The 22,663-nt window shown below is 61.5% G+C and carries 21 protein-coding genes and 1 tRNA gene; 14 read left to right on the forward strand and 8 right to left on the reverse strand.

Annotated elements, in window-relative coordinates:
• Positions 1-116 precede the first annotated feature (116 nt).
• From ET418_RS05875 to ET418_RS05890, 4 genes are read left to right on the forward strand one after another with little or no spacing between them, the layout of a single operon-like run.
• A complete protein-coding gene (locus ET418_RS05875; RefSeq protein ID WP_149306658.1) occupies positions 117-1,076 on the forward strand; it encodes an alpha-E domain-containing protein in 960 nt (319 codons plus the stop codon).
• Position 1,077: 1 nt separating this feature from the next.
• Positions 1,078-1,941 (forward strand): transglutaminase family protein, encoded by an 864-nt coding sequence (locus ET418_RS05880; RefSeq protein WP_188055342.1) that lies wholly within the window; start codon positions 1,078-1,080, stop codon positions 1,939-1,941.
• 20 nt (positions 1,942-1,961) lie between these two features.
• The gene (locus ET418_RS05885) at positions 1,962-2,939 is read left to right on the forward strand and encodes a M14 family metallopeptidase (RefSeq protein ID WP_149306660.1); all 978 of its coding nucleotides are present in this window, start codon (positions 1,962-1,964) and stop codon (positions 2,937-2,939) included.
• Entirely contained in the window at positions 2,936-3,886 is a 951-nt protein-coding gene (locus ET418_RS05890; RefSeq protein WP_149306661.1) for a M14 family metallopeptidase, read from the forward strand. The genes ET418_RS05885 and ET418_RS05890 overlap by 4 nt, the downstream gene beginning before the upstream one ends.
• Before the next feature lie 107 nt (positions 3,887-3,993).
• Here ET418_RS05890 and ET418_RS05895 read toward each other — a convergent pair whose 3' ends face one another.
• From ET418_RS05895 to ET418_RS05905, 3 genes are read right to left on the reverse strand one after another with little or no spacing between them, the layout of a single operon-like run.
• On the reverse strand, positions 3,994-5,175 hold the full coding sequence (locus tag ET418_RS05895; protein WP_149306662.1) for a THUMP domain-containing class I SAM-dependent RNA methyltransferase: 1,182 nt from the start codon (positions 5,173-5,175) through the stop codon (positions 3,994-3,996).
• Positions 5,168-5,773 (reverse strand): dephospho-CoA kinase, encoded by a 606-nt coding sequence (gene coaE, locus ET418_RS05900; RefSeq protein WP_188055379.1) that lies wholly within the window; start codon positions 5,771-5,773, stop codon positions 5,168-5,170. The genes ET418_RS05895 and coaE overlap by 8 nt, the downstream gene beginning before the upstream one ends.
• Before the next feature lie 11 nt (positions 5,774-5,784).
• Positions 5,785-6,633 carry an MBL fold metallo-hydrolase gene (locus ET418_RS05905; RefSeq protein ID WP_149306664.1) on the reverse strand — a complete coding sequence of 283 codons (849 nt, stop codon included), beginning with the start codon at positions 6,631-6,633 and terminating at the stop codon, positions 5,785-5,787.
• Positions 6,634-6,756: 123 nt separating this feature from the next.
• On the opposite strand from ET418_RS05905, the gene ET418_RS05910 reads away from it, so the two are divergent.
• The 5 genes from ET418_RS05910 to ET418_RS05930 all read left to right on the forward strand — a co-directional run bounded on the left by ET418_RS05910 (position 6,757) and on the right by ET418_RS05930 (position 10,148).
• Positions 6,757-6,833: transfer RNA gene (locus ET418_RS05910), tRNA-Arg, on the forward strand.
• A gap of 66 nt (positions 6,834-6,899) precedes the next feature.
• On the forward strand, positions 6,900-7,757 hold the full coding sequence (locus ET418_RS05915) for a GGDEF domain-containing protein (protein ID WP_188055345.1): 858 nt from the start codon (positions 6,900-6,902) through the stop codon (positions 7,755-7,757).
• Between the two features lie 35 nt (positions 7,758-7,792).
• Positions 7,793-8,239 carry a DoxX family protein gene (locus ET418_RS05920; RefSeq protein ID WP_149306666.1) on the forward strand — a complete coding sequence of 149 codons (447 nt, stop codon included), beginning with the start codon at positions 7,793-7,795 and terminating at the stop codon, positions 8,237-8,239.
• A 95-nt stretch (positions 8,240-8,334) separates the two neighbouring features.
• Positions 8,335-9,912 (forward strand): peptide chain release factor 3, encoded by a 1,578-nt coding sequence (locus tag ET418_RS05925; protein ID WP_149306920.1) that lies wholly within the window; start codon positions 8,335-8,337, stop codon positions 9,910-9,912.
• A 2-nt stretch (positions 9,913-9,914) separates the two neighbouring features.
• Positions 9,915-10,148 carry a hypothetical protein gene (locus tag ET418_RS05930; protein WP_149306667.1) on the forward strand — a complete coding sequence of 78 codons (234 nt, stop codon included), beginning with the start codon at positions 9,915-9,917 and terminating at the stop codon, positions 10,146-10,148.
• Between the two features lie 74 nt (positions 10,149-10,222).
• On the opposite strand, the gene ET418_RS05935 is transcribed toward ET418_RS05930, so the two are convergent.
• From ET418_RS05935 to ET418_RS05955, 5 genes are all read right to left on the reverse strand, one after another.
• Entirely contained in the window at positions 10,223-11,314 is a 1,092-nt protein-coding gene (locus ET418_RS05935; RefSeq protein ID WP_149306668.1) for a protein-glutamate methylesterase/protein-glutamine glutaminase, read from the reverse strand.
• On the reverse strand, positions 11,314-12,222 hold the full coding sequence (locus ET418_RS05940) for an HDOD domain-containing protein (RefSeq protein WP_149306669.1): 909 nt from the start codon (positions 12,220-12,222) through the stop codon (positions 11,314-11,316). Before ET418_RS05940 ends, ET418_RS05935 begins: the two co-directional genes overlap by 1 nt.
• A 17-nt stretch (positions 12,223-12,239) precedes the next feature.
• Entirely contained in the window at positions 12,240-13,067 is an 828-nt protein-coding gene (locus ET418_RS05945) for a CheR family methyltransferase (RefSeq protein ID WP_149306670.1), read from the reverse strand.
• Positions 13,068-13,243: 176 nt separating this feature from the next.
• On the reverse strand, positions 13,244-15,082 hold the full coding sequence (locus ET418_RS05950; RefSeq protein WP_149306671.1) for a chemotaxis protein CheA: 1,839 nt from the start codon (positions 15,080-15,082) through the stop codon (positions 13,244-13,246).
• A 33-nt stretch (positions 15,083-15,115) separates the two neighbouring features.
• Positions 15,116-15,610: a chemotaxis protein CheW gene (locus ET418_RS05955; RefSeq protein ID WP_149306672.1), complete on the reverse strand. Its 495-nt coding sequence runs from the start codon at positions 15,608-15,610 to the stop codon at positions 15,116-15,118.
• Positions 15,611-15,926: 316 nt separating this feature from the next.
• Between ET418_RS05955 and ET418_RS05960 the strand changes: the two genes are divergently transcribed.
• The 5 genes from ET418_RS05960 (at position 15,927) to cobD (ending at position 22,661) form a co-directional block, all read left to right on the forward strand.
• On the forward strand, positions 15,927-17,324 hold the full coding sequence (locus ET418_RS05960; RefSeq protein ID WP_149306673.1) for a sigma-54-dependent transcriptional regulator: 1,398 nt from the start codon (positions 15,927-15,929) through the stop codon (positions 17,322-17,324).
• Positions 17,321-18,130, forward strand: coding sequence for a lytic transglycosylase domain-containing protein (locus ET418_RS05965; protein ID WP_149306674.1), 810 nt, complete (start codon positions 17,321-17,323; stop codon positions 18,128-18,130). The genes ET418_RS05960 and ET418_RS05965 overlap by 4 nt, the downstream gene beginning before the upstream one ends.
• A gap of 64 nt (positions 18,131-18,194) precedes the next feature.
• Positions 18,195-20,627, forward strand: coding sequence for a cobyric acid synthase (locus tag ET418_RS05970; protein ID WP_149306675.1), 2,433 nt, complete (start codon positions 18,195-18,197; stop codon positions 20,625-20,627).
• Positions 20,624-21,595: an adenosylcobinamide-phosphate synthase CbiB gene (gene cbiB, locus ET418_RS05975; RefSeq protein ID WP_149306676.1), complete on the forward strand. Its 972-nt coding sequence runs from the start codon at positions 20,624-20,626 to the stop codon at positions 21,593-21,595. Before ET418_RS05970 ends, cbiB begins: the two co-directional genes overlap by 4 nt.
• Positions 21,579-22,661 carry a threonine-phosphate decarboxylase CobD gene (cobD, locus tag ET418_RS05980; RefSeq protein ID WP_149306677.1) on the forward strand — a complete coding sequence of 361 codons (1,083 nt, stop codon included), beginning with the start codon at positions 21,579-21,581 and terminating at the stop codon, positions 22,659-22,661. The genes cbiB and cobD overlap by 17 nt, the downstream gene beginning before the upstream one ends.
• The last annotated feature ends 2 nt before the right edge of the window (positions 22,662-22,663 follow it).

Consider the following 22,663-nt stretch of genomic DNA (forward strand, 5'->3'; position numbering starts at 1 on the left):
CAGATCGTCGCACCCGCAGGAGGCGTAGCAGCGCTACGCCGCACGAAAGGGCTTTCGAGGACGAAGGCCTGATGGCTGTTTTTCAACAACCACCCAGTATTCACAAAGGACACACCATGCTGAGCCGCATAGCCGATTCTATCTACTGGATGTCCCGCTATCTGGAGCGGGCCGGCGATACCGCCCGCCTGATGGAGATCAACCTGCTCTACCTGTTGGAGGCCGAGGAGGACATGTCCGAGGGGGACAAGTGGCGGCCGCTGCTCAGCATCACCTCGGCGGAGTCCGCCTTCAGCGGGCTGTACGGCGAGGGGCACCTCACCCAGGGGCGGGTGCTGCAGTTCATGACCGCCGAAAAGAGCAACGGCAACTCGATCCGTACCTGCCTGCGCCTGGCCCGGGAGAACGCGCGCATCGCCCGCGACCGCATCTCGCGGGAGATGTGGGAGGCCATCAACGAGCTCTGGCTGAATGTCGACCAGCAGTTGAAAACGCCGCTGCCCCCCCTGCGGGCCAGCCAGTTTTTCTCCTTTGTGCGCAGCGAGGTGGCCCGTTTCCATGGCCTGACCAGCACCACCATGATGCGGGGCGAGGCCTTCGGCTTCTACCGCCTCGGCACGTTTCTGGAGCAGGCCGACATGACCGCCCGCATCCTGGACGTGAAGTATCACCTGCTCCTGCCGGACCTGAGCCTGGTCGGATCGGCCCTGGATTACTATCAGTGGGCGGCCCTGCTCAAGTCCCTCTCCGGGTATGAGGCGTTCCGCCGCAAGTACCACGCCGGGTTCCGCCCCATGGACGTCGTGGAGTTCACCATCTTCGAGCAGGAGTTCCCCCGCTCCCTGGCCTATACGGTCAGACGCATGCGCCGGGCCCTGGCCGACACCGGCATCACCGGCCAGCAACGCTCTCCGGCGGCCATGGAGCGGCTGGAAGGCATGTTGGCCGGCAATTCGGCGGAGCAGATCTTTTCCACCGGCCTGCATGAGTTCCTGGAGGAGTTTCTGGCCGCCATCGCCGCCCTTAACCAGGCGGCCCAGGCCGATTTCCTCGATACCCATATGGAAGAGCCGTGATATGCGTTATTTCATAGAGCACGAAACCGTTCTGGAGTACCCGGAAGCGGTGCGCGAGCACCACGTCGAACTGCGCCTCACGCCCCGTGAAGATTCGTACCAGCGGCTGTTGGGCATCACGCTGGAAACCGAGCCGACGGCCGGGCTGCGCGGCTACCGGGACTATTACGGCAACCAGGTCACCTGCTTCGACATCATCCAGCCCCACCGCCGCCTGGTAACCCGCATGCGGGCCGAGGTGGAAAACACCCTGGCAAATCCCTTCGACTTCCAGCCGCTGTCCCCCGGCGACGAACAGGAGCGGCTCAGGGAAGCGCTGCGCACGACCCCGTCACTGTACGATTACATCCTGAGCCGGAGCCCGGCCACCCCGAACCTGGGACGGCTGGACCAGGGGTTCGCCTTCCCGTGCCATGAGCCGGGCCGCCCGGTCCTGGAATCGGTGCAACAGGCCATGGAGTGGATCACGACGGTGCTCCGTTATAAAGCCGGCGTGACCACTGTCCACTCCACCCTGACCCAGGCCCTCACCGCCGGAGCCGGGGTCTGCCAGGATTTCGCCCACCTTTTGATCGCCATCGTCAGATCGTGGAAAATTCCCGCGCGATATGTTATGGGATATCTGGCATCGCGGGAAGAGGAGGCGGAGGAGTCTCCGCCCGCCACCCATGCCTGGACCGAGGTGTTCATCCCCGGCCGTGGCTGGACCGGTTTCGACGCCACCCAGCAGATCCTCGCCAACGACCTGTTCATCCCCGTGGCCGTGGGGCGCGACTACCTGGACGCGGCCCCCCAGCGGGGCAGTTTCAAGGGGGATGCGGCGGGCGACAACCCGGTGATACGGCTGTCCATATCCCAACAATAACCCTGGAGCAACGACGCACCATGCCCGAATCCACCATAGCCATCAGTACCTCGTGCATCCTCTCCCTGGAGATGCCCTACAGCGAACAACTCTGCATCCGCCGCACGGTGTACCGCGGCGGCGACGGTCCCCGGGCCGCCATCGTGGCCGGCATCCACGGCGACGAACTGGAAGGGCTCTACGTCTGCCACCTGCTCGCCGACTGGCTGGAACAAATGGCCCGGGAGAACCCGGCCGGGCTGGCCGGGACCGTGGAACTCTATCCGGCCATGAACCCCCTGGGGCTGGACACCCTGACCCGCGCCATCCCGGTCTTCGACACCGACCTGAACCGCAATTTTCCCGGCTCACCCAACGGCGACCTGCCGAAACGGATCGCCCACGCCGCCATCGAGAACCTGTCCGGCGCAGCGCTGGTGGTCGATATCCACGCCAGCAACATTTACCTGCGGGAGATCCCCCAGGTGCGGATCAACACCGACTTCGCCGACAGCCTCGTCCCCCTGGCCCAGCGCCTGAACCTGGACCTGATCTGGCTGCACGGCGCCATGACCGTGCTGGAGGCCACCGTCGCCCACAGCCTCAACAGCGTCGGCACCCCCTGCCTGGTGGTGGAGATGGGGGTCGGCATGCGCATCACCCCCGATTACTGCCGCCAGGTGATGTCCGGCATCCTGACCCTCTGGAAGGACCTGGGCGTGCTGGCCCCGGACGTGGAGCTGCCGCCCCTCAACCACCTCCCCCTGATCGCCGACGACAGCAACGTCCACTACCTGAACGCCCCCACCTCGGGGCTGTTCGTCCCGGTCATCGAACACTGGACCGACGTGCGCAAGGGACAATTGCTGGGCAACATCGTTTCCCCCCTGCAGGGGGGCATCCTGGCCGAGGTGCGCTCCCCGGTGGACGGCATCCTCTTCACCCTGCGGGAATATCCGCTGGTGTACGAGGGGTCGCTCATGGCGCGGGTCATGGCCAGAAAAGGGAGGTTGGCATGAGCAGCCGCGACCTGGTACTCATGACCGCCCCGCTGCGGGAGGACTTCACCATCCCCTGCCACGAGCTCGGCCCGGCTGCGGGGAACCCGGCTGTATCGTTCGTGTCCGGCCTGCACGGCGACGAGATCAACGGTATCTACATCCTGGCCCGCCTGGCCGATTTCCTCACGGCCGTGGAGGGGGGTGGATATCCGAAACTGCGCCTTGCGCAACGGGTCCTGATCATCCCGGCGGTCAATGTCCTGGGCACCAACACCCTGCGCCGCGCCTGGCCCTTCGACCAGAGCGACCAGAACCGCATGTTCCCCGGCAACCAGATGGGCGAAACCACCCAGCGTATCGCCTACACCGTGCTGGAGGCGACCAAGAAGTCCGCCTACCGCGTGGACCTGCACAGCTCCAACCTGTACTTCGAGGAGCTGCCCCAGGTGCGCCTCTACGATCCGACCCCGGAGGAGCGGGAGACCGCGCATCTGTTCGGGCTTTCCGCCATCATGGAGCGCTCGGTGAGCCCGGTATTCACCACCACCCTGATGTACTCATGGAAATACTGGCCCGGTCAGAGTTTCCTCCTCCAAATCGGACAGGCGGGCTCCATACAACTGCCCCACTGTCAGCAGGTCTTTCGGGGGCTGGTTTCGTTTTTGGGGAGGATCGGCGTGCTGGAAGGGGTGGAGGTGGCCGAGGCGGACCAGGAGGCCCTCTACTTCACCCGGGAGTGTTCCGTCCGCATTTATGCCGACCGGGCCGGCATGTTCGTCTCGGACAAAAGTCTGGGGGGATGGGTGAGTAAAGGGCAGGAGTTGGGGTACATCTACGACAGCTTCAACGGCAACGTCCGCACCCGGGTAACCGCGCCGGTAGCAGGCCTGCTCACCGGCATCCGCCGCCAGCCGATGCTGTTCGAGGGGGACCTGCTGATGCGGATCTGCACCAGGACGCCCTGAGGGGTTCAACGCTTTTCAGTACCGGTTCCCGGGCAACGGGCACCACCCCGGACGGATAATGGGCGCATTCAGGGGGCGCGCGAAACCTAAACGGTCTTTTCCCGGTATCAGTACATCTCGTACTTCAACAGCCGGCATTCGATCGGCCCGTTGAAGAGCACATACCGGCGCGAGGCCTTCAGGCCGATGTATTTGGCCAGTTCCAGGTTGCCGGTCAGGATGAAACCGGTCCAGCCCCGGCAGCGTTTTTTCAGGACATCGCCGATCTGGCAGTACAACTCCCGCAGTTCGTCCTCATCCCCCAGACGCTTGCCATAGGGGGGGTTGATGATCACGACCCCCTTGTCCCCCTCGGGCTGGAACTCCTCCAGAGCAGCGTGAAAGAAGTGCACCTGCCCCTCGAATCCGGCCAGGGCGGCGTTGCGGGCCGCCAGGGCCAACGCCCGGCTGTCCCGGTCATAGCCGGTAATCAGGCCGAGAGGGAGCCGCTGCATGCCGCCCTCCGCCTCCCGGAGCAAGCGTTTCCACACCCTTTCGTCGAAATCCTGCCAGCGTTCAAACCCGAAGGAGCGTTTCAGCCCCGGCGGCACATGGGCCGCCAGCAGAGCCGCCTCCACCGGGATCGTCCCCGAGCCGCACATGGGATCGGCCAGGGGGATTGAGCCGTCCCAGCCGGTCAGGGCGACCACGGCGGCGGCCAGGGTCTCGCGCATGGGGGCCTCGTTGCGTTCCAGCCGGTAGCCGCGACGGTCCAAGGCATCTCCCGAACTGTCCAGGCTGACGGTACAGACGTTCTTGGACAGGTGGACATTAATGCGCACGTCGGGCGCAGCGGTATCCACGCTGGGACGGCTGCCACACGCCTCCCGAATCCGGTCGACCACGGCGTCCTTGGTCTTGAGGGCCACAAAACCCGAGTGGGTCAGGGCCGAGTCGCGCAGACTGCAATCCACCGCCAGGGTCATGGCGGGGGTAATCAGTTCCTGCCAAGGGATGGCGTACACCCCGGCATACAACTCCTCGGGGGACAAGCAGGGGAACAGGGCGAGCTGCACCAGCACGCGGCTTGCGGTGCGCAGCCAGAGGTTTGCCCGGTAGAGCCCCTCGCGGTTGCAGGTAAACGAAACCCCGCCCCGTCCGGCGGCCACATCCCCAACCCCCAACTGTTCGAGCTCGTGGGCCGCAATCTCCTCGGCGCCGCGGGGGACAGCGGCAAAGCAGGTCATCTTCGGATCGGGCCGCTGGGCCTGCCGCGGGCCGGGCCGCAGAATGTGATTCTTTTCACTCATGGTGTACCGCTATCTCCTTGTCCCAAATTTCCGCCAAAAGAAGGCGTGTCTCCTCAAGGGTCCCGCTGTTGTCGATCACGACCCTGCCGTGGCGTTCCTTCTCGGCCAGGGGCATCTGACTGCCAATGATCCGTTCGGCCTCTTCCCGGCCGATGCCGTCCCGCGCCATGAGCCGTTCCAGCTGAACCTCCGGCCGCACCGTCACCACCCAGATCTCATCCACACGGTCGGTGACGCCCGCCTCGATCAGGAGCGGCGCCATGTATATCACTATTCGCTGGCCGGTAGCCGCGGCCCGGGTAATGCGTTCCTCCGCCAGACGCCGAATCTCGGGGTGCAGGACCGCCTCAAGCTGCCGCCGCTTGTCCGCGTCGGCGAAAACGATACCTGCCACGCGCTTGCGGTCGAGGGTGCCGTCCCCGCGCAGCACTCCGGCCCCGAGCAGCGCGGCAAGCCGGGCCAGACAGGGGCTCCCCGGCTTGACCGCCTCCCGGGCCAATTGATCGGCATCCACGACCGGCACGCCCCGTTCCGCGAAGAAGCGGGCCACACTGCTCTTGCCGGTGGCGACACCGCCGGTCAGACCGATGACGCGAATCCCGGACGGCCTCATTTCAACTCCTTCAACTCGTTGTAGGCGCGCCGGAAATTGGCGTCGAAAAAGGTGCGGAATCCGGGCATGCCCTGGTATTGCGGCAATGAGAACTCCCGCTTGGCGGCGTCCACGTCGAGCCCTTTCGCGGCAAGGCGCAGGATTTCGGTGGTAAAATCGCGAAAAAAGGCCCGGAAACGTTTGATGCCGTCGTTGTTCGTCACCGCGCCCAGCCCCGGAACAACCGTGCGCGCGCCGACCTCGTCCAGGGTATCGAGGTCCATGAGCCAATCGCGGAAGTAGCCGTCCCCCATGTAACCGCCCACATCGTTGAACAGGAGGTCTGAGGTGAACAGGACCCCGTCTTCGGGAAGGGAGACGAACACGTCCCCCTCGCTGTGCCCGCGCTCGGTGGCGGTCATGACGATCTCCCGGGAACCGCGCTTGATGGTAAGCCCCTGTTCGAAGAAGATTACCTGATTCTTGATCTGGCCCGGTTCCTTCCTGAGGAGTTGCCAGGTACGTTGGGAGGTGATGATGTCGGCATTGCGGGGAAAATCCGTATCCAGGGCGTCGAAGCCGCTATGGTGGTGGGTCAGGATGACGTAGCGCACCTGGAGCGGCGTTATGGTCCCGACAAACTCGAGCAGTTCCCGGGTGGTCGCCTTGGTGAAATGGGCGCCGGCCAGGATGACCTGATAGTCGGCCACAACGATCAGGCAATTGCTGGCGGCCCGGCTCCCCGGCTCGGCAATGGCCGCATAAACATCGCCCCCAACCTTTTGAAACCTGAAGTTGGCCGCATCGGCCACAATCGGCAAAAAAAGCGCAACAAAGAGCACTATGGCCAAGGACACGCGTTTCATGGTTCTCCCTTGAAAGCGCATTCTAACAGAGCATCCGATAAAAAGACAGATTTTTGGCTTGAGTTGCCCGCTCGATTAGTGTAATTTGTTTGGATAATGTCCGAAGCTGGACAGGAATGGTGCGGGCGGTTAGCTCAGTTGGATAGAGTACAGGCCTCCGAAGCCTGGGGTCGTGGGTTCGAATCCCATGCCGCCCGCCAATCCTGCAACACGGGATGATGTTTTACCTCTCTTTGTTCGCTATGGCTCACACGGGTAACAGTCCCATGCCAACACGCAGCACATCAGCCATTTTCTCCAGCCTCCTCCAGCCGTCTCCAATCACCATCTCCATCGTAAACATCGTGCTGCTGGTCATTCTCGGCTGGCTGGACTACATAACCGGCGATTATTCCCTGATCATCTTCTACCTGATCCCGGTATCGCTCGCTGCGTGGCATGTGAGCAGGGGGGGCGGCGCGTTTTTTTGCCTTCTCGCGTTCATCACCCGCTTGACCGCCGATGGAGCCGGCACGTCTTTTTCCTTTTCCTATTCGCCGCTCCACTACTGGAATGTTTTTGTCGAGTTTGTCTTCTTGCTGATCATGAGTTTTCTGGTCGCGGCCTTGAAACGGCACCTGCACGCGGAAAGGTCGCTGGCAAGCAGCGACCCCCTGACCGGCCTGCTCAATCGCCATGCCTTTTTCGAGTCGGCCGCTCATGAGTTGCATCGTTCGCGCCAGAGCAGGCAGCCGGTCTCCATCGCCTGCATCGATCTTAACAATTTCAAGGAGATCAACAACCGGTTCGGCCATAAAACGGGGGACGGCCTGCTCGTGGAGGTGGCCGGCACCATCAGGGCAACGACCCGGGGCAGCGATCTCCACGCCCGGTTCGGCAGCGACGAGTTCGTCGTGCTGATGCCCGATACCGATAGTACCACGGCTCTACCGCTTATCGAGACACTTCACCACCAATTGCAGCAGGCGATGGCACACAAGGATTGGCCGGTCGGTTTCACCATCGGCGCCGTCACCAGCCTGCACGATCTGCCCACCATCGGCGAATTCGTCCACAGGGCCGAAGAACTCGCACGCACCGCCAAGGGGCGCGAAACGGACGGCATAGCGCATGTGGTGGTCTGATCATCTTCATTTTGTGACTATCACGGAGGGACCTCATGGCAAAAGGGAGTTTTGACGCAACCGACTTATTGGCTCCACTCATGTTGCGGATACCGCTGGGGCTGATCTTCATGGCCCATGGCTCGCAGAAATTGCTGGGTCTGTTCGGCGGACAGGGCTTGACCGCCACCTTCAAGACCTTTGAACTGAAAATGGGTATCCCGCCGATCTTCGCCCTCCTGGCGATCATTGCCGAATTCGGCGGCGGCTTCGGCGTGTTGACCGGATTCCTGACCCGGCTTTCGGCGGCCGGCATTTCAGCGGTCATGCTGGTGGCCATCTACAAGGTGAGTTGGGTGAACGGTTTTTTCCTGAACACCTATTGCATACCGGGCCACGGCCATGGCATCGAATTCAATATCGCGCTTTTGGGCATGGCCCTCTATCTGGTTCTCGCCGGTGGGGGCCGCTGGTGCCTGGACCGCCTGGTCTTCCGTTCGTAGGGACGGATTCGGGGACTCGCCCCCCTGAAATCATCATGGAAAAAACAAAGGCGGGCCAAGCCCGCCTTTCGATTGCTAAAGGAGCACACGTGGAAATGCATAACCAGCAGGAAGTCGACAAACGCCGTACCTTTGCCATCATCAGCCACCCTGACGCCGGCAAGACCACCATCACCGAAAAACTGCTCCTCTTCGGCGGGGCCATCCAGCAGGCCGGAGAGGTCCGCGCCCGGAAGAGCTCCCGCCATGCCACCTCCGACTGGATGGAGCTGGAAAAGCAACGCGGTATCTCCGTCACCTCCTCCGTCATGAAATTCACCTATTCCGGTTGCGAGATCAACCTGCTGGACACCCCCGGCCACAACGACTTCTCCGAGGATACCTACCGGGTCTTGACCGCCGTTGACTCGGTGCTGATGGTGATCGACTCGGTCAAGGGGGTGGAGAGCCAGACCAAGAAGCTCCTGGAGGTCTGCCGCCTGCGCCGTACCCCGATCATGACCTTCATGAACAAGCTCGACCGGGAGGGGCAGGACCCCCTGGACCTGTTGGACGACATCGAGAAAAACCTGCACATGCAGACCGCCCCGGTCACCTGGCCGGTGGGGATGGGCAAGCGCTTCCGCGGGACCTATCACCTCCACACCAAGGAGTTGACCTTTTTCGACCCCGATGCGGCCAACGGCACCGGCCAGGTGCTGACCGCCACCGGCCTGGACGACCCGCTGCTGGACGAACTACTGGGCAGCCAGGTGGATGAGCTGCGCCATAACGTGGAACTCCTGGAGGGGGCCGCCCATCCCTTCGACAAGGAGGCCTACCTGGCCGGACAGCAGACGCCGGTCTTTTTCGGCAGCGCCATCAACACCTTCGGCGTTCAACAGCTTCTGGACGCCTTTGTGGAGTATGCCCCCGCGCCGCTGCCCCGCGAGACGATCAGCCGGATGGTGTCGCCCTACGAAGAGCCCTTCAGCGGCTTCACCTTCAAGATCCAGGCGAACATGGACCCGGCACACCGGGACCGGATCGCCTTCTTCCGCATCTGTTCCGGCAAGTTCACCCGCGGCATGAAGGTGCGCCACGTACGCCTGGGACGCGAGGTGCAGATCGCCAACGCCACCATCTTCATGGCCCAGGACCGGACCAATGTGGAGGAGGCTTGGCCGGGGGACATCATCGGCATCCACAACCACGGCACCATCAAGATCGGCGATACCTTCACCCAGGGGGAGGAGTTGAAGTTCACCGGCATCCCCAGCTTTGCCCCGGAACATTTCCGCAAGGTCAGGCTGCTCAACCCCATGAAGTCAAAGGCGCTGGAGAAGGGTCTGGTGCAACTGGCCGAAGAGGGCGCCACCCAGGTTTTCAAACCGCTGATGGGTGCCGACTGGGTCATCGGGGCGGTCGGCTTGCTGCAATTCGAGGTGGTCATGCACCGCCTGGAGTTCGAATACGGGGTCAAGGTGGCCTTCGAGCCGGTCAGCTACGTGACCGCCCGCTGGGTTCTCGGCGAGAAGAAGGAGATCGAGGAGTTCGAGAAGAAGGAGGTCATGCACCTCTATATCGACGGCGAAGGGAAGCTGACCTACATGGCCGGCAGCCAATGGCGTCTGGACAATACGATGGAAAACTGGAAGAAGCTGGAGTTCCACGAAACCAGCGAGCATAGCTAGGCATGACCGAAGCCGCCGCACAACCGGGCAAGCAGGGTGAACCGCGGGGGGGATACCGGGTACGGGCGACCTGGCAGGCCATCAGAAGACTGCCCCTGGAGAATTTTCCCCTGATGCTGCCCCATGTCCATCCGGTTGCCGCATTTTTCATCCTGCGACGGCTGAAACGGCAGGGGTTTTCCAACTGCAAGGTCGTGACCACCGCCAAAGGGCTGGTTGTGCATGCTCAACGATAAGACAAAAAAGGGCGGTCCCTGACAGGGCCGCCCTTTTTGTTTTCGCTTTTCTCTTGAGGAAGGTAGCCCTGCGGCTACCCCATGAACTTGGATATCTCGAAACCGATCTGCCCCAAGGGCAGCACCTCATCGGCGACCCCGCCTTCGACACAGGCCCGGGGCATGCCGTAGATGGTCGATGTCGCCTCGTCCTGGGCAATAGTCAGCCCCCCCTTGCTCTTCAGGAGCTGCATCCCCTTGAAACCGTCGTTGCCCATACCGGTCAGGATAACCCCCAGCATGGAGCCGTTGGTTGCCTCGGCCATGCTCGAAATCATCAGGTCCACCGAGGGGATATAGACATACTGCGGATAGGCGCTGGTGGGGACGGTTTTAACCACAACGCTCGTTCCCCTGCGCACCAGGGTGGTATGCATGCCGCCAGGGGCGACCAGAGCCAGGCCGGGCTTGAGTACATCGCCATCCACCGCCTCCCGGATGGTCATGGAGCATTTGGCGTTCAGGCGATCGGCATAGGGGCCGGTAAAGGCCTTGGGCATGTGAATGCCGACGATGATGCCGTAGGGAAAATTGACGGGAATACGGGAGAGCACCTCTTGGAGCGCCACCGGTCCCCCGGTGGATGCGCCGATCCCCACATAATTGATCTTTTTGCCGGTAAACCGCGATGCCGTGGGGCGCGTCGGAGGTGCGGCAACGGGGGTAACGCCGGCCGGCCGTACCGGCGAGGAGGCTGCGATGCGGCCCACATGGGATTTGCCGGCTTCCCGGACCTTGCGCAGCAACTCCTCGCGAAAGATGTGCTGGGCCTCGGCCGAGTCGGTGACGTTCTTGGGGATGTAATCGATGGCGCCGGCGTCGAGGGCCTCGAAGGTGGCCTTGGCCCCTTCGTTGGTCAGGGTGGAGACCATGAGCACCCTGGTGGGCGCCTTGGCCATGATCTGGCGCAGGGCCGCGATGCCGTCCATGCGGGGCATTTCCACGTCCATGGTGATGACGTCCGGCTTGAGGGCGATGGCCTTCTCCACCCCTTCCATGCCGTCTGCCGCTGTACCGACGATATCAAAGGAGGGGTCCTTGGAGAGCACACTTCGTATCGCCATGCGCATGAACGAAGAGTCGTCAACGATAAGTACCCGTATTTTTCCGCTTCGGGAAGTAAGCATCAATCCCCCGCCTGTTCGTGTGAAGTAAATATCGAACTGACCAACGCCTTGACATCGGGAATGGCGTCGTCCAGCTCGTAGCAGAAACGTTCAATATCAAGGTTTGCCAGATTCGGGGCCTCGTTCCTGAGTATCTGCCAAGCGGCTTCATCGGACAGGTTGAAACTTACCCACTCTCTCCCACCATAATTAAGTTCACGCACGCCGCAGAACAGGTCGGACAGGTTGACGATGGCGCACAGGACCGGGTCGATGGTCGCCTCGGCAGGTGTGTGGTGCTGGGAAATCAGCTCGCAGTACACCTCGGGGAAGTTCCATTTCCGGGCCATGCACAGGCCGATCTCGCAGTGGGTCGTGCCCAGCAGCTCCGCCTCGGCATCCACCAGCTTGATCGGCTTATCCTTGATGCGGTCCAGGACCGCCTGAAAATTCTCGCGCTGGTACTGGCTCAGGAAGACGACGCCCAGGTCGTGGATAATGCCGCCGATATAAGCCTTTTCGAGATCCGGATACCCGATCTTTTCGGCAATGATCTTGGAAACCATGCCGACCCCGAAGGAATGCTCCCAGAAGGCGCTGATCTGAAAATCACCCGTATCGGCGTCAAAGGCATTGATCAGGGAGGTGGTAAGGGCCAGTTCGCGGATGTGCTTCAAGCCGAGATAGACAAGCGCCAGCCTGAGGGAGGTAATGTCGTGGCCGGGCTTGAAGATCGGCGAGTTTACCATCTTCATCACCCGGGCGGTCATGACCTGATCGGTCAGCATCAGGTCGGCCACATCCTCGACCCTCACCTCCGGTTGGTCAAGGAGCAGCAGCACCTGGGTGGCGACCACGGGAATCGTCGGCAGGTCCTCGATTGTACCAACCAGTTCTTCCGCCCTCTGTATCATCGCGAGCTTGTCCATGGAGTATACCTTTCAGGCTACTTTTTGTAGGTGAAGCCACCGGGGAAGTGGACGGTCTTGAACTTGTCGTTGACCCCGTGCAGGGACTCGGACTGGCCTACAAAGAAATAACCGTATGGTTGCAGGTTGTTGTAAAAGTGTTGGACAACCTTGGATTTTGAAGCAGTATCGAAATAGATCAACACGTTGGCACAAAAGATAAAATCAAAACTCTTCATGAAGATCATCTTGGAATCATCGTACAGGTTGAGCTTGTTGAACGTAACGAACTTCTTGACCTCCGGCGCAAGAAGGAACTTGCCGTTCTCCTCCTTTATGTACTTGCGTTTGTAAAGGTCGGGGATGTTACGGACCGAATAGGCGTTGTAAATCCCCTCTTTGGCCTGGGAGATGACGGTTTCGTTGATATCAGTGCCGACGATCTCGATAATCCAGTCCTTGAGGAGCGTCGTACGCTTTTCCAGCAGCATCATGGACATGGTATAGGCTTCCTCCCCCGAGGAGGAGCCGGCACTCCAGATGCGCAGCTTGCGAAACCCCATCTTATTCTTGGTTTCGACGATTTCGGGCAGAAGTTTTGTTTCCAGCGCCGTCAGTTGCGGCACATTACGGAAAAAATAGGTTTCATTGGTGGTGATTTCATCCATCAGATACTTCAGTTCTTCGGAACCGCGGGGCGATTTGAGGAACTGATAGTACTCCAGATGCGTCTTCGTGCCGGTAATCTCCATCCTCCGACTGAGACGGCTCTCCAAGAAGTACTTTTTGGTGGTATGGAAGTACATTCCGCAGATATTGTAGATAAAGTCGCGCAGCTGTATGAAATCACTATCGGATATTGACACGGTCGGTCCTTTTGGGCTTGTGGTTGGCGCCTACTCCAAGAACGCCAGCATATCTATGTCAGTTATCGAATCGGCAACCTTCAATTGTACCGGTTTTTTGTCCAGGTCCCTTTTAACGCGAGTCGAATCGCCGACTCGCGCTGCCGGGAAGAAAAAGATTGGGGGGAGCTGCCGGCCTACCGGCCCGGAGCGCTTTCGCCGTCATCGATGAGCCCAACCGGGTCGACGATCAGGGTGACCCGGCCGTCGCCGAGGATGGTGGACCCGGCAATGCCGGGGATGTTGGCCAGGTAGTTGCCGAGCGACTTGATGGCCACCTCCTGCTGGCCCACCAGGCGTGTGACCACCAGTCCCATGCGCTTGTCCGCGGCGCCGACAACGACGACATAGCAGAAATCGTCGTTTTCATAGCGCTGCTGTACGTTGAACTTCCGTTGCAGGCGCATCAGCGGCAGCACCGATTCGCGCAGCTTGAGCACCTCCTGGCCGCCGACCATGTGGAACGTGCGCTGTTCGACCCGCAGGGTCTCAAGCACGGAGGAGAGCGGAATGGAGTAGATTTCTCCCTCCACCTCTACCAGGAGCGATTGGATAATGGCCAGGGTCAACGGGAGGCGCAGGATAAATTCCGATCCCAGCCCCTTTTCGCTCTTGATCTCGATCAAGCCGTTGAGCTTCTTGATGTTGGTCTTGACCACGTCCATGCCGACCCCCCGGCCCGAGAGGTCGGAAGCCTTCTCCTTGGTCGAGAAGCCGGGCAGAAAGATCAGATCGAAGACTTCACGCTGGCTCATGGCGGCCAGTTGCTCCTCGGTGATCAGCCCCTTTTCCACGGCCTTGCGCCCGACCCGGTCGGTGTCGATGCCGCGGCCGTCGTCCTTGATGCTGATGATGATCTGGTTGCCCTCGTGGACGGCGGCCAGGATCAGGACGCCCACCCGCGGCTTACCGGCGGCAACGCGTTCGTCGGGGGTCTCCAGGCCGTGGTCCATGGCATTGCGGATCAAGTGGATGAGTGGATCGCCGATCTCGTCAACAACCGAGCGGTCCAGCTCGGTCTCTTCGCCGAAGATCTGCAGATCGACCTCTTTGCCCAGATCGCGGGCCAGGCTGCGGACGATACGGGGAAACTTCTTGAAAACCTTGTCCACCGGGATCATGCGCATCTTCAGGACCTGCATCTGCAGTTCCGAGGTGACGAAGCTCATCCGCTTGGTGAGCTTGCCGAATTCCTCATTAAAATCGAGCCGTTCCGATTCACCCTGCTGCAGATCCTGATTAAGCTGGATCATGCGGTTACGCTCAAGCACCAGTTCGCCCACCTGATTCATCAGGTCGTCAAGGCGTTTGACATCGACGCGCACGGTGGTGTTGTCGGAAAGATCCTCTCCCTTTCCCTCGGTCGGCTTGGGCACCGGCGCCTTCTTGGCGACCGCGTCCCCGGCCGGTTTCGGCGGCGGGACCGGTGCGACTTCCTGTTTGACAGGCGACGGCGGCGGTTCGGCCGACGATGCTGCCGCGGCATCCGGGGCAGGAGCCGCATCGGGCTCGGCAGCCGTCTGCGGACTTGCGTCGGCAGCGGGTTGCGGGGCGGCCGGAGCCTGGGCGGCAACGCTCTCGGAAAGGAGCGGCATCAGCTTGGCTATGGTGCCGTCGATCTCCCGTTCCTGAATCTCACCCGCCTTGATATCGCTTACCAGGACCTTGACCAGATCCGTGGCTTCGAGAATGACATCCATGATTTCAGGGTTCACCGTCAATTCGCCTTTTCGCAGGCGATTGAGGACATCCTCCGTCTTATGGGTCACTTTAACCAAGAGGTCGAAGCCCAGAAAACTCGAAGCGCCCTTAACGGTGTGGATCGACCTAAAAATCCGATTGAGAAGTTCGGGGTCGTCCGAGGACTTTTCCTTCTCCAAAGCCACAAGATCGTCGTCGAGTTTCTCGAGCAGCTCGGTTGTCTCGGTAAGGAAGCCTTCCAGCAGTTCCTGGTCTTCACTATCAAACGGTGGCATTAACGTCTCCTTGAAAAAAACTGGACCCTACGACTACATTGATGCAAAAAGCCGTCTCTCGTCGCCGGAGAACATCTTCTCCAGGTCGAGCAAAACCAGCAGACGTTCAGCCTGATTTATTACACCAGCAATGCACTCCTGGTCAATGCCACTGGCCACTACCGCGGGCGAAGGCTGGATCTCGCTGCCGGAAATGCGGATGACCTCCGAAACGGCATCGACGATGAAGCCCATCAGCTCTCCTTCCACATCCATGACCATAATGCGGGTCTGCTTGTCGTTGTCCACTTCCATCAGGCCGAATTTTTTGCGCATGGAAATGATGGGGATCACCTTGCCGCGCAGGTTGATGACACCGTCGACATACTGGGGAGTATTGGGAACGCGCGTCACGTTCGGCATCCGGATAATTTCCCTGACCTTGAGGACATCGACCCCATATTCCTCCTGGTCAAGATTAAAGCTTACCAACTGTATCAATTTATCGCGAGATTCATCAGATTTCACCGGCACGAGCGCATCGTTCATTACTCCCTCCTCCATGTGGATAAGCATGCTCGAAATGATCAAAATAGTTATGGAAGTTTGTCAGGACGACAGACCCCGCATAAATTAGAATACTAAATTATGACTAATATTTATCATGCAGGCCGCTATTTATCAAGTACGATAAAAATTTAATTCGGGCCGACAATACCAAGCAGATCAATTGCCCTGCCAATCGCAAAAAACATAAAGTCATTTTCTTGACTTTAGTGTCAATGAGCCCTATTATTCATCCTCAAGGCCTTTCGAAGCACCCTGGACACATCATCGCATACCTCCGCCAGTAATTGGATACATCATGGATACGCCGGGCACCATTTTCATAGTCGAGGACGATCGCAAAACCCGCGATCTCATATCGGCTTTTTTGAAATACCAGGGGTACAACATCGCCCACGCCACCCAGGCATCCAATATTTTTGACACGCTACATGAAAAACATATCGGCATCGTGATCGCAGACTTGAAGCTGCTGGCCGATATCGCCCCTGATTTCATCGAAGAGGCCAAGAAGATAAACCCGCTTCTCGTCCTGATCGGCTACAGCAACAATGCCCATATCAACTCGGCAAACGAAGACAATGTTTTTTTCCTGTCCAAGCCGCTCAATCTGGACGAGCTGGAAAGTCTGGTCATGCGCGCCAGGGAGTTCCAGACCATGAAAACGCCCCACGCCTGGGCTGCACCACGCGCCCCTCGCGCGCTCTGCTCCTCCATCATCGGGAAAAGCAGCCGGATGGCCGCCCTCTTCGAATTGATCGAAAAGATCGCCGCATCAAACGCCACGGTGTTAATCCAGGGAGAATCGGGCACTGGCAAGGAACTTGCAGCTCGTGCCATACACCAGTTGAGTTCCCGGAGCGACAAGAATTTTGTCCCGATCAACTGCGCAGCCATCCCCGAAGACCTGATCGAAAGCGAGTTGTTCGGCCATATCAAGGGGTCGTTCACCGGCGCGTATGCCAATCGTGCGGGACGTTTCGAGATGGCGGACAAGGGGACGCTGTTCCTGGATGAAATCGGCGACATGAAGGCCAATCTGCAGGTCAAGCTCCTGCGGGTTCTGCAGAGCAAGGAATTCGAGCCGGTCGGGTCGACGAAGTCTCAGAAGGTGGATGTCCGCATCATTGCGGCGAGCAACAAAAAACTGGAGGAACTGGTGGAGTCCCAGGACTTCCGCGAAGACCTCTTTTACCGGCTGTCGGTCATTCCCATCACCATCCCCCCCCTGCGGGAACGGCGTGAGGACATACCGCTGCTGATAGACTTCTTTCTGGACCGTTTCAATGGCGAAAAACGGCATGAGGTAACGGGCTTTTCCAGCGAAACCCTCGGAATCCTCTGCGCCTACGACTGGCCGGGGAACGTCCGGGAGTTGGAGAATCTGGTGGAACGCCTGGTGATCCTCAAGGACAGCGGCCTCATTACCCCTGACGATCTCCCGGAGAAATACCTTTCCCGGACGGTTCAGGTACAGGCCCCGGCAGTCACGGTCGGGAACGAATTCCCGGAAAGCGGCATCTGCCTCAACTCGGTCCTCGACGAGTTCGAGAACCGGCTGATCCTTCAGGCTCTGGAGCGGACCAGGGGGAACAAGAAGGAAGCGGCCATGCTGCTGAACCTGAAACGCACGACCCTGATCGAGAAGCTGAAGAAAAAGAACCTGGCCTACGGCAAGGAGTCCGAGACGCAATGACCATCGATATCAGCGGCAATCTGTCGCTTCTCAAATCGGTTCTGGCGCTGGAATCGCGCAAGAGCGAGCGCCAAGACGCCACTGGACGGACCGACGGCGTCTTCGCCGAACGGCTCGACCGTGCCATGGAGAGCTCGGCGACAGAACAGACGCAGCAGGCCAGCGCCCAAAACCTTGCCGAGGCTCTCAGCCTGCAGATGCTCCAGACCACCCTGAGTCTGGCGGGAGACGGCTCGTCCGACGCCTCGCCGGCCCAGACGCTCGGGCAGCAGCCGTCCCTGCTCCAGCCCCTCATCAAGGCCTATGCCGACGCCGCCGTGCAGGCAACCCCCAGCCAGACAGCCGACAGCGGGGGGAAGTCCCCTTCGGCACAACCTGCTGCGGTGTACCCGTCCGCGTCTTCGACGCCCCTGGGCAGCGACAAAGAATGGCTGGAGCCGATCATCGCCAAGGCCTCCAGCCGTTACGGGGTCGATACGGGGCTCATCAAGGCCGTCATCAAGGCCGAAAGCAACTTCAACCCCACGGCCGTTTCCTCCGCAGGGGCCCGGGGCCTGATGCAACTCATGCCCGGGACCGCCCGTTCCCTCGGCGTCAACGACTCCTTTGACCCCGAGCAGAACGTCATGGCCGGGACGCGCTTCCTGCGCGACCTGCTCGACCGCTATGACGGCAACGTGGACTCGGCCCTGGCCGCCTATAACTGGGGGCCGGGCAACGTGGACAGGAGGCCGGACCGCATGCCCCGCGAAACACAAAATTATCTGGTACGGGTAAAACAGCTCTACGCATCGTACAGCGCCTGATCCTAGCATCTTTACCGCACCTCAAGCCGTGCGGCATCCACCCCGACCCTGAATAGGTGATTTCATGCCACCCCTGTATATCATCGGCACCGGCCCCGGCGACATCGTCCACCTGACCGATGCCGCCCGGCAGGCCCTCGCCGAATCCACAACCATTATCGGTTACGACAGTTATCTGGAGCAGATCAGCCCCCTCATCGCCGGGAAAACGACGGTGGCAACCGGCATGATGCGCGAGATCGAGCGCTGCCGCGAGGCCATCGTCAGGGCGCGCGCCGGCGAAGCGGTCGCCCTGGTCTCCGGGGGGGACGCCGGCATCTACGGCATGGCCGGCCTGGTGCTGGAGTTATTGGAAAACGAGGCCGAAAGCGGCCTGCCCCAGCCGGATGTCCGGGTCATACCGGGCATTTCGGCCATCCAGGCGGCGGCCTCCGTGCTGGGCGCCCCGCTGATGCATGACTTTGCCGTCATCTCCCTTTCCGATCTGCTCACCCCCTGGGACCTGATCATGACACGGCTTACAGCGGCCGCCCGGGCCGATTTCGTCATCGTGATCTTCAACCCCCGCAGCACAAAACGGGTCACCCAGATCGAGGAGGCCCGCCGCATCATCCTGGCCTCCCGGCCGGCCGAGACCCCGGCGGGCATCGTGCGCAACGCCTGCCGCCCGGACGAGCGAAGCACCGTCACCACCCTAGGGGGGCTGTTGGAGCACCGGATCGACATGTCCACCATCGTGATCATCGGCAACAGCAAAAGCTTTGTGGACAGCCACGGACGCATGGTCACGCCCCGCGGCTATGCCGGCAAGTACGGCGCCGCCACCAATACGGAGCCTGAATCCGTGACGCCGGAATGCCGCAGTGGCCAGAAGAACCGGAGCCCGCACGCCGACCATGCCGCAGCGGACCAGGCGCCATGCCGGTCCTCCGCCGGACGGCCGGTTATCTCCATGCCTGCAAAGGCAGAGGTATCCCGGCCGGGCGCCGTCATGTTCTGCGGCACCGCGTCGGACGTGGGCAAATCGGTCATCACGGCCGGCTTCTGCCGTCTGCTGGTCAGGCGCGGCATCAGCACCGCTCCCTTCAAATCCCAGAACATGTCCCTCAACTCCGCCGTCACCCCCGACGGGGGCGAGATCGGCCGGGCCCAGGCCGTGCAGGCCCAGGCCTGCCGCATCGAGACCCATACCGACATGAACCCGGTGCTGCTGAAGCCCAATTCCGACACCGGCAGCCAGGTCATCGTCCAGGGGCGGCCGGTCGGCTCCATGAATGTGGCACAGTACGATGCGTACAAGCCCCAGGCCTTTGCAAGGGTCGCGGAGAGTTTCGAACGTTTGAAAGGCGGTTACGACTTCATCGCCATCGAGGGTGCCGGGAGCATTGCCGAGATCAACCTCAGGCACAACGACATCGCCAACCTCCGGGTTGCCGCCATGGCCCGCTGCCCGGTCATACTGGTGGCCGACATCGACCGCGGCGGCGTCTTCGCCCAGCTCGTCGGCACCATCGACCTGTTGGAGCCCCATGAGAAGGCGATGATCCGCGGGATCATCATCAACAGATTCCGCGGCGACGCCGCCATCCTGCGGCCAGGGCTCGACTTCATCACGGAGCGGACCGGCATCCCGGTCATCGGCGTCCTCCCCTGGCTTGCGGACCTCAATCTGCCGGCCGAAGACAGCATGGCCCTCAGCCGCCCCTCACATCCGACCGGCGGTGCCCCCGCCCCGAATGCCATCCGCATAGGGGTCGTCAGGCTGCCGCGCATCTCCAACTTCACCGATTTCGACGCCTTCAGTTGCGAGCCGGACTGCACCCTCACCTATCTGGAATCGCCGCAGCAGATAGCAGGGCTCGATGTCCTCATCCTTCCGGGCAGCAAGACCACCATCCCCGACCTCCGCTACCTGGAGGAGCGCGGTTTCTCCGAGGCGATCAAGGGCTTCACGGGGCAGATCGTCGGCATCTGCGGCGGCTACCAGATGCTCGGCCAACGGGTGTCGGACCCCCACGGCGTGGAATCGGACGTTCGGGAACTGGCCGGGCTCGGCCTGCTCCCGGTGGAGACGGAACTCCTGCCGAAAAAGACGACCCATCAGGCGGCGGCCCGCCTCGACGACGCCGGTCAGGCACTAGCCCCCGGCTGCGAGGAGGAGTTGGCCGGCTACGAGATCCACATGGGCATCACCACCCCCGTCGGCGCGGGGCGCCCCTTTGCCCGCATCTCCCGACGCGGAGCCGCCCAGGTTGCGGTCCAGGACGGCGCGGTCTCCCCCGATGCCCGGGTCTTCGGTACCTACCTGCATGGCATCTTCGACAACGCCCGTTTCCGGGAGGCCTACCTCAACCGCATCCGCTGCGACAAGGGGCTCCCCCAACGGCATGACGCCCGCGAACCGGATCGCGGCGACCCCTTCGACCGGCTGGCCGACCACCTCGAACGGCACCTCGACATCCCCCTCCTGCTGGATATGTGCGGGCTGGAACGGTGACACCCGCTGAACCGGCAGTGCTGATCCTGGCCCTGGCGTTGGACCTGGCCCTGGGCGACCCCCGCCGGTTGCCCCATCCGGTGGTCCTGATCGGCCGATTGATCGCCTTTCTGGAATCAAGCCTGCGCAAGATCACCCGCCATGAGCGGGCCGCCGGCATCGGCCTGTTGCTCCTCACCGTGGGCACGAGCGCGGCAACCGTTTGGTTGGCGCTGAACGGGCTCACAATCCTTGGTCCCCTTGCCGGCCTCCTGGGCGCAGCGTACGTTTCCTACACCTGCCTGGCCGCCCGCTCCCTCCACCGGGAATCGGCCCTGGTTGCCGACGCTCTGATGGCCGGAGACCGGGAGGCGGCGCGGCGTAACCTGTCCCATATCGTCGGCCGGGACACCCACGATCTCAGCGATGCCGATATATGGCGGGCAGTGGTGGAAACCGTGGCCGAGAACACCGCCGACGGCATTGTGTCGCCCCTGTTCTGGCTGACCCTCGGCGGCCCGGTGGCCGGCATCGCCTTCAAGGCGGTCAGCACCCTGGACTCCATGGTGGGCTACAAAAACGAGCGTTATCTGCGGCTGGGGTGGGCATCGGCCCGCATGGACGACCTGCTGAATTTCCTCCCCGCCCGTCTGACCGCCCTGTTGATGATCATGGCCTCGCCCCTGACCGGACTTTCATGGCGCAACGCCGCGCGCATCACGCTGCGCGACCGCCGCAATCATCCTTCGCCCAACAGCGGCCACCCGGAAGCTGCGGCCGCCGGGGCTTTGGGGGTGCGCCTGGGGGGGACGGCCAGCTATGGCGGCACCCCCTCCTGGAAGGAGCCCATCGGCGACCCGCTCCTCCCCCTTGACGGCCGGGCATACCGGAGTATGATCAGGCTGATGTACGCCACCACCCTGCTCATGGCAGCCATCTGCATTGCCGCTGCCTGGGCGCTGAAAGGCTTCCATGTCCCGCAGTTATGACCACGGCGGCACCATATTCGCGACAGCGCGCCGGATTGGCGTCCCGCTGTCCGCACTGGCCGATTTCTCGGCCAGCATCAATCCGTTGGGACCGTCGCCCCTGGTGAGATCGGCCGTCGACCACGCCTTTGACAGCCTGGTGCATTACCCCGACGCCGGCCATGAAGAGTTGAAAGAGGCCCTCGCCCATTACCACGGGCTTCCCGCAGCTCACTTCGTTATCGCCAACGGCTCGACGGAACTCATCTACCAACTGCCGGCCGTCCTCTCCGGGAAACGCGCCCTGCTCGCCGCCCCCTGCTTCAGCGAATACGAGCGGGCCCTGGAGCGGCAGCGGTGGGAGGTGCACCACTTCCCGCTCGCACCCGAGGACGGTTTTTCCTTGGACCCGGCACGGCTGGAAGCGAAACTTGCCGAGGGGTACGATGCCTTCTACCTCTGCAACCCCGGCAACCCCAGCGGCACGCTCTATCCGCCGCCCATCGTCGAACAGGTCCGCGACCTGTGCAGCGCAGCAGGCACCTTTCTGGTGCTGGATGAAGCCTTTATGGACTTCTGCGAGGAGGCGTCGGCCAAACACGCCGTCGTCACGAGCGATAACGCCCTCATCCTGCGCTCCATGACCAAATTCTTCGGTATCCCCGGCCTGCGCCTGGGGTATGCCATGACAAATGCGCCGTTGTGCGGGCGTCTCGACGCACTCGGCGTACCGTGGAACGTCAACACCCTGGCGCAGGCGGCCGGCATGGCATCCCTGCGGGATCGGGAGCATAATCAACGGACCCTCCTCTTCATCGACCAGGAACGGCGCTTCCTGGCCGACCGGTTGGCCGGCTTTCCCCAGCTCAGAGTCTACCCTTCCCGCGCCAACTTCCTGCTGGTGGAGCTTACGGGCGAGATGACGGCCCGGGAACTGGCGCAAAAACTCCTGCCCGAATTGGTCATTATCCGCGACTGCGCCAGCTTCAGCGGCCTTACGCCCCGTTTTTTCCGCATTGCGGTGCGTACGCGCCCGGAAAACGAACGTCTCGTTGCATGTCTGACGAAGATTCTATCAACAGAATAGGG

The sequence above is a fragment of the Oryzomonas rubra genome, assembly GCF_008369015.1.
Taxonomy (GTDB): Bacteria; Desulfobacterota; Desulfuromonadia; order Geobacterales; family Pseudopelobacteraceae; genus Oryzomonas; species Oryzomonas japonica.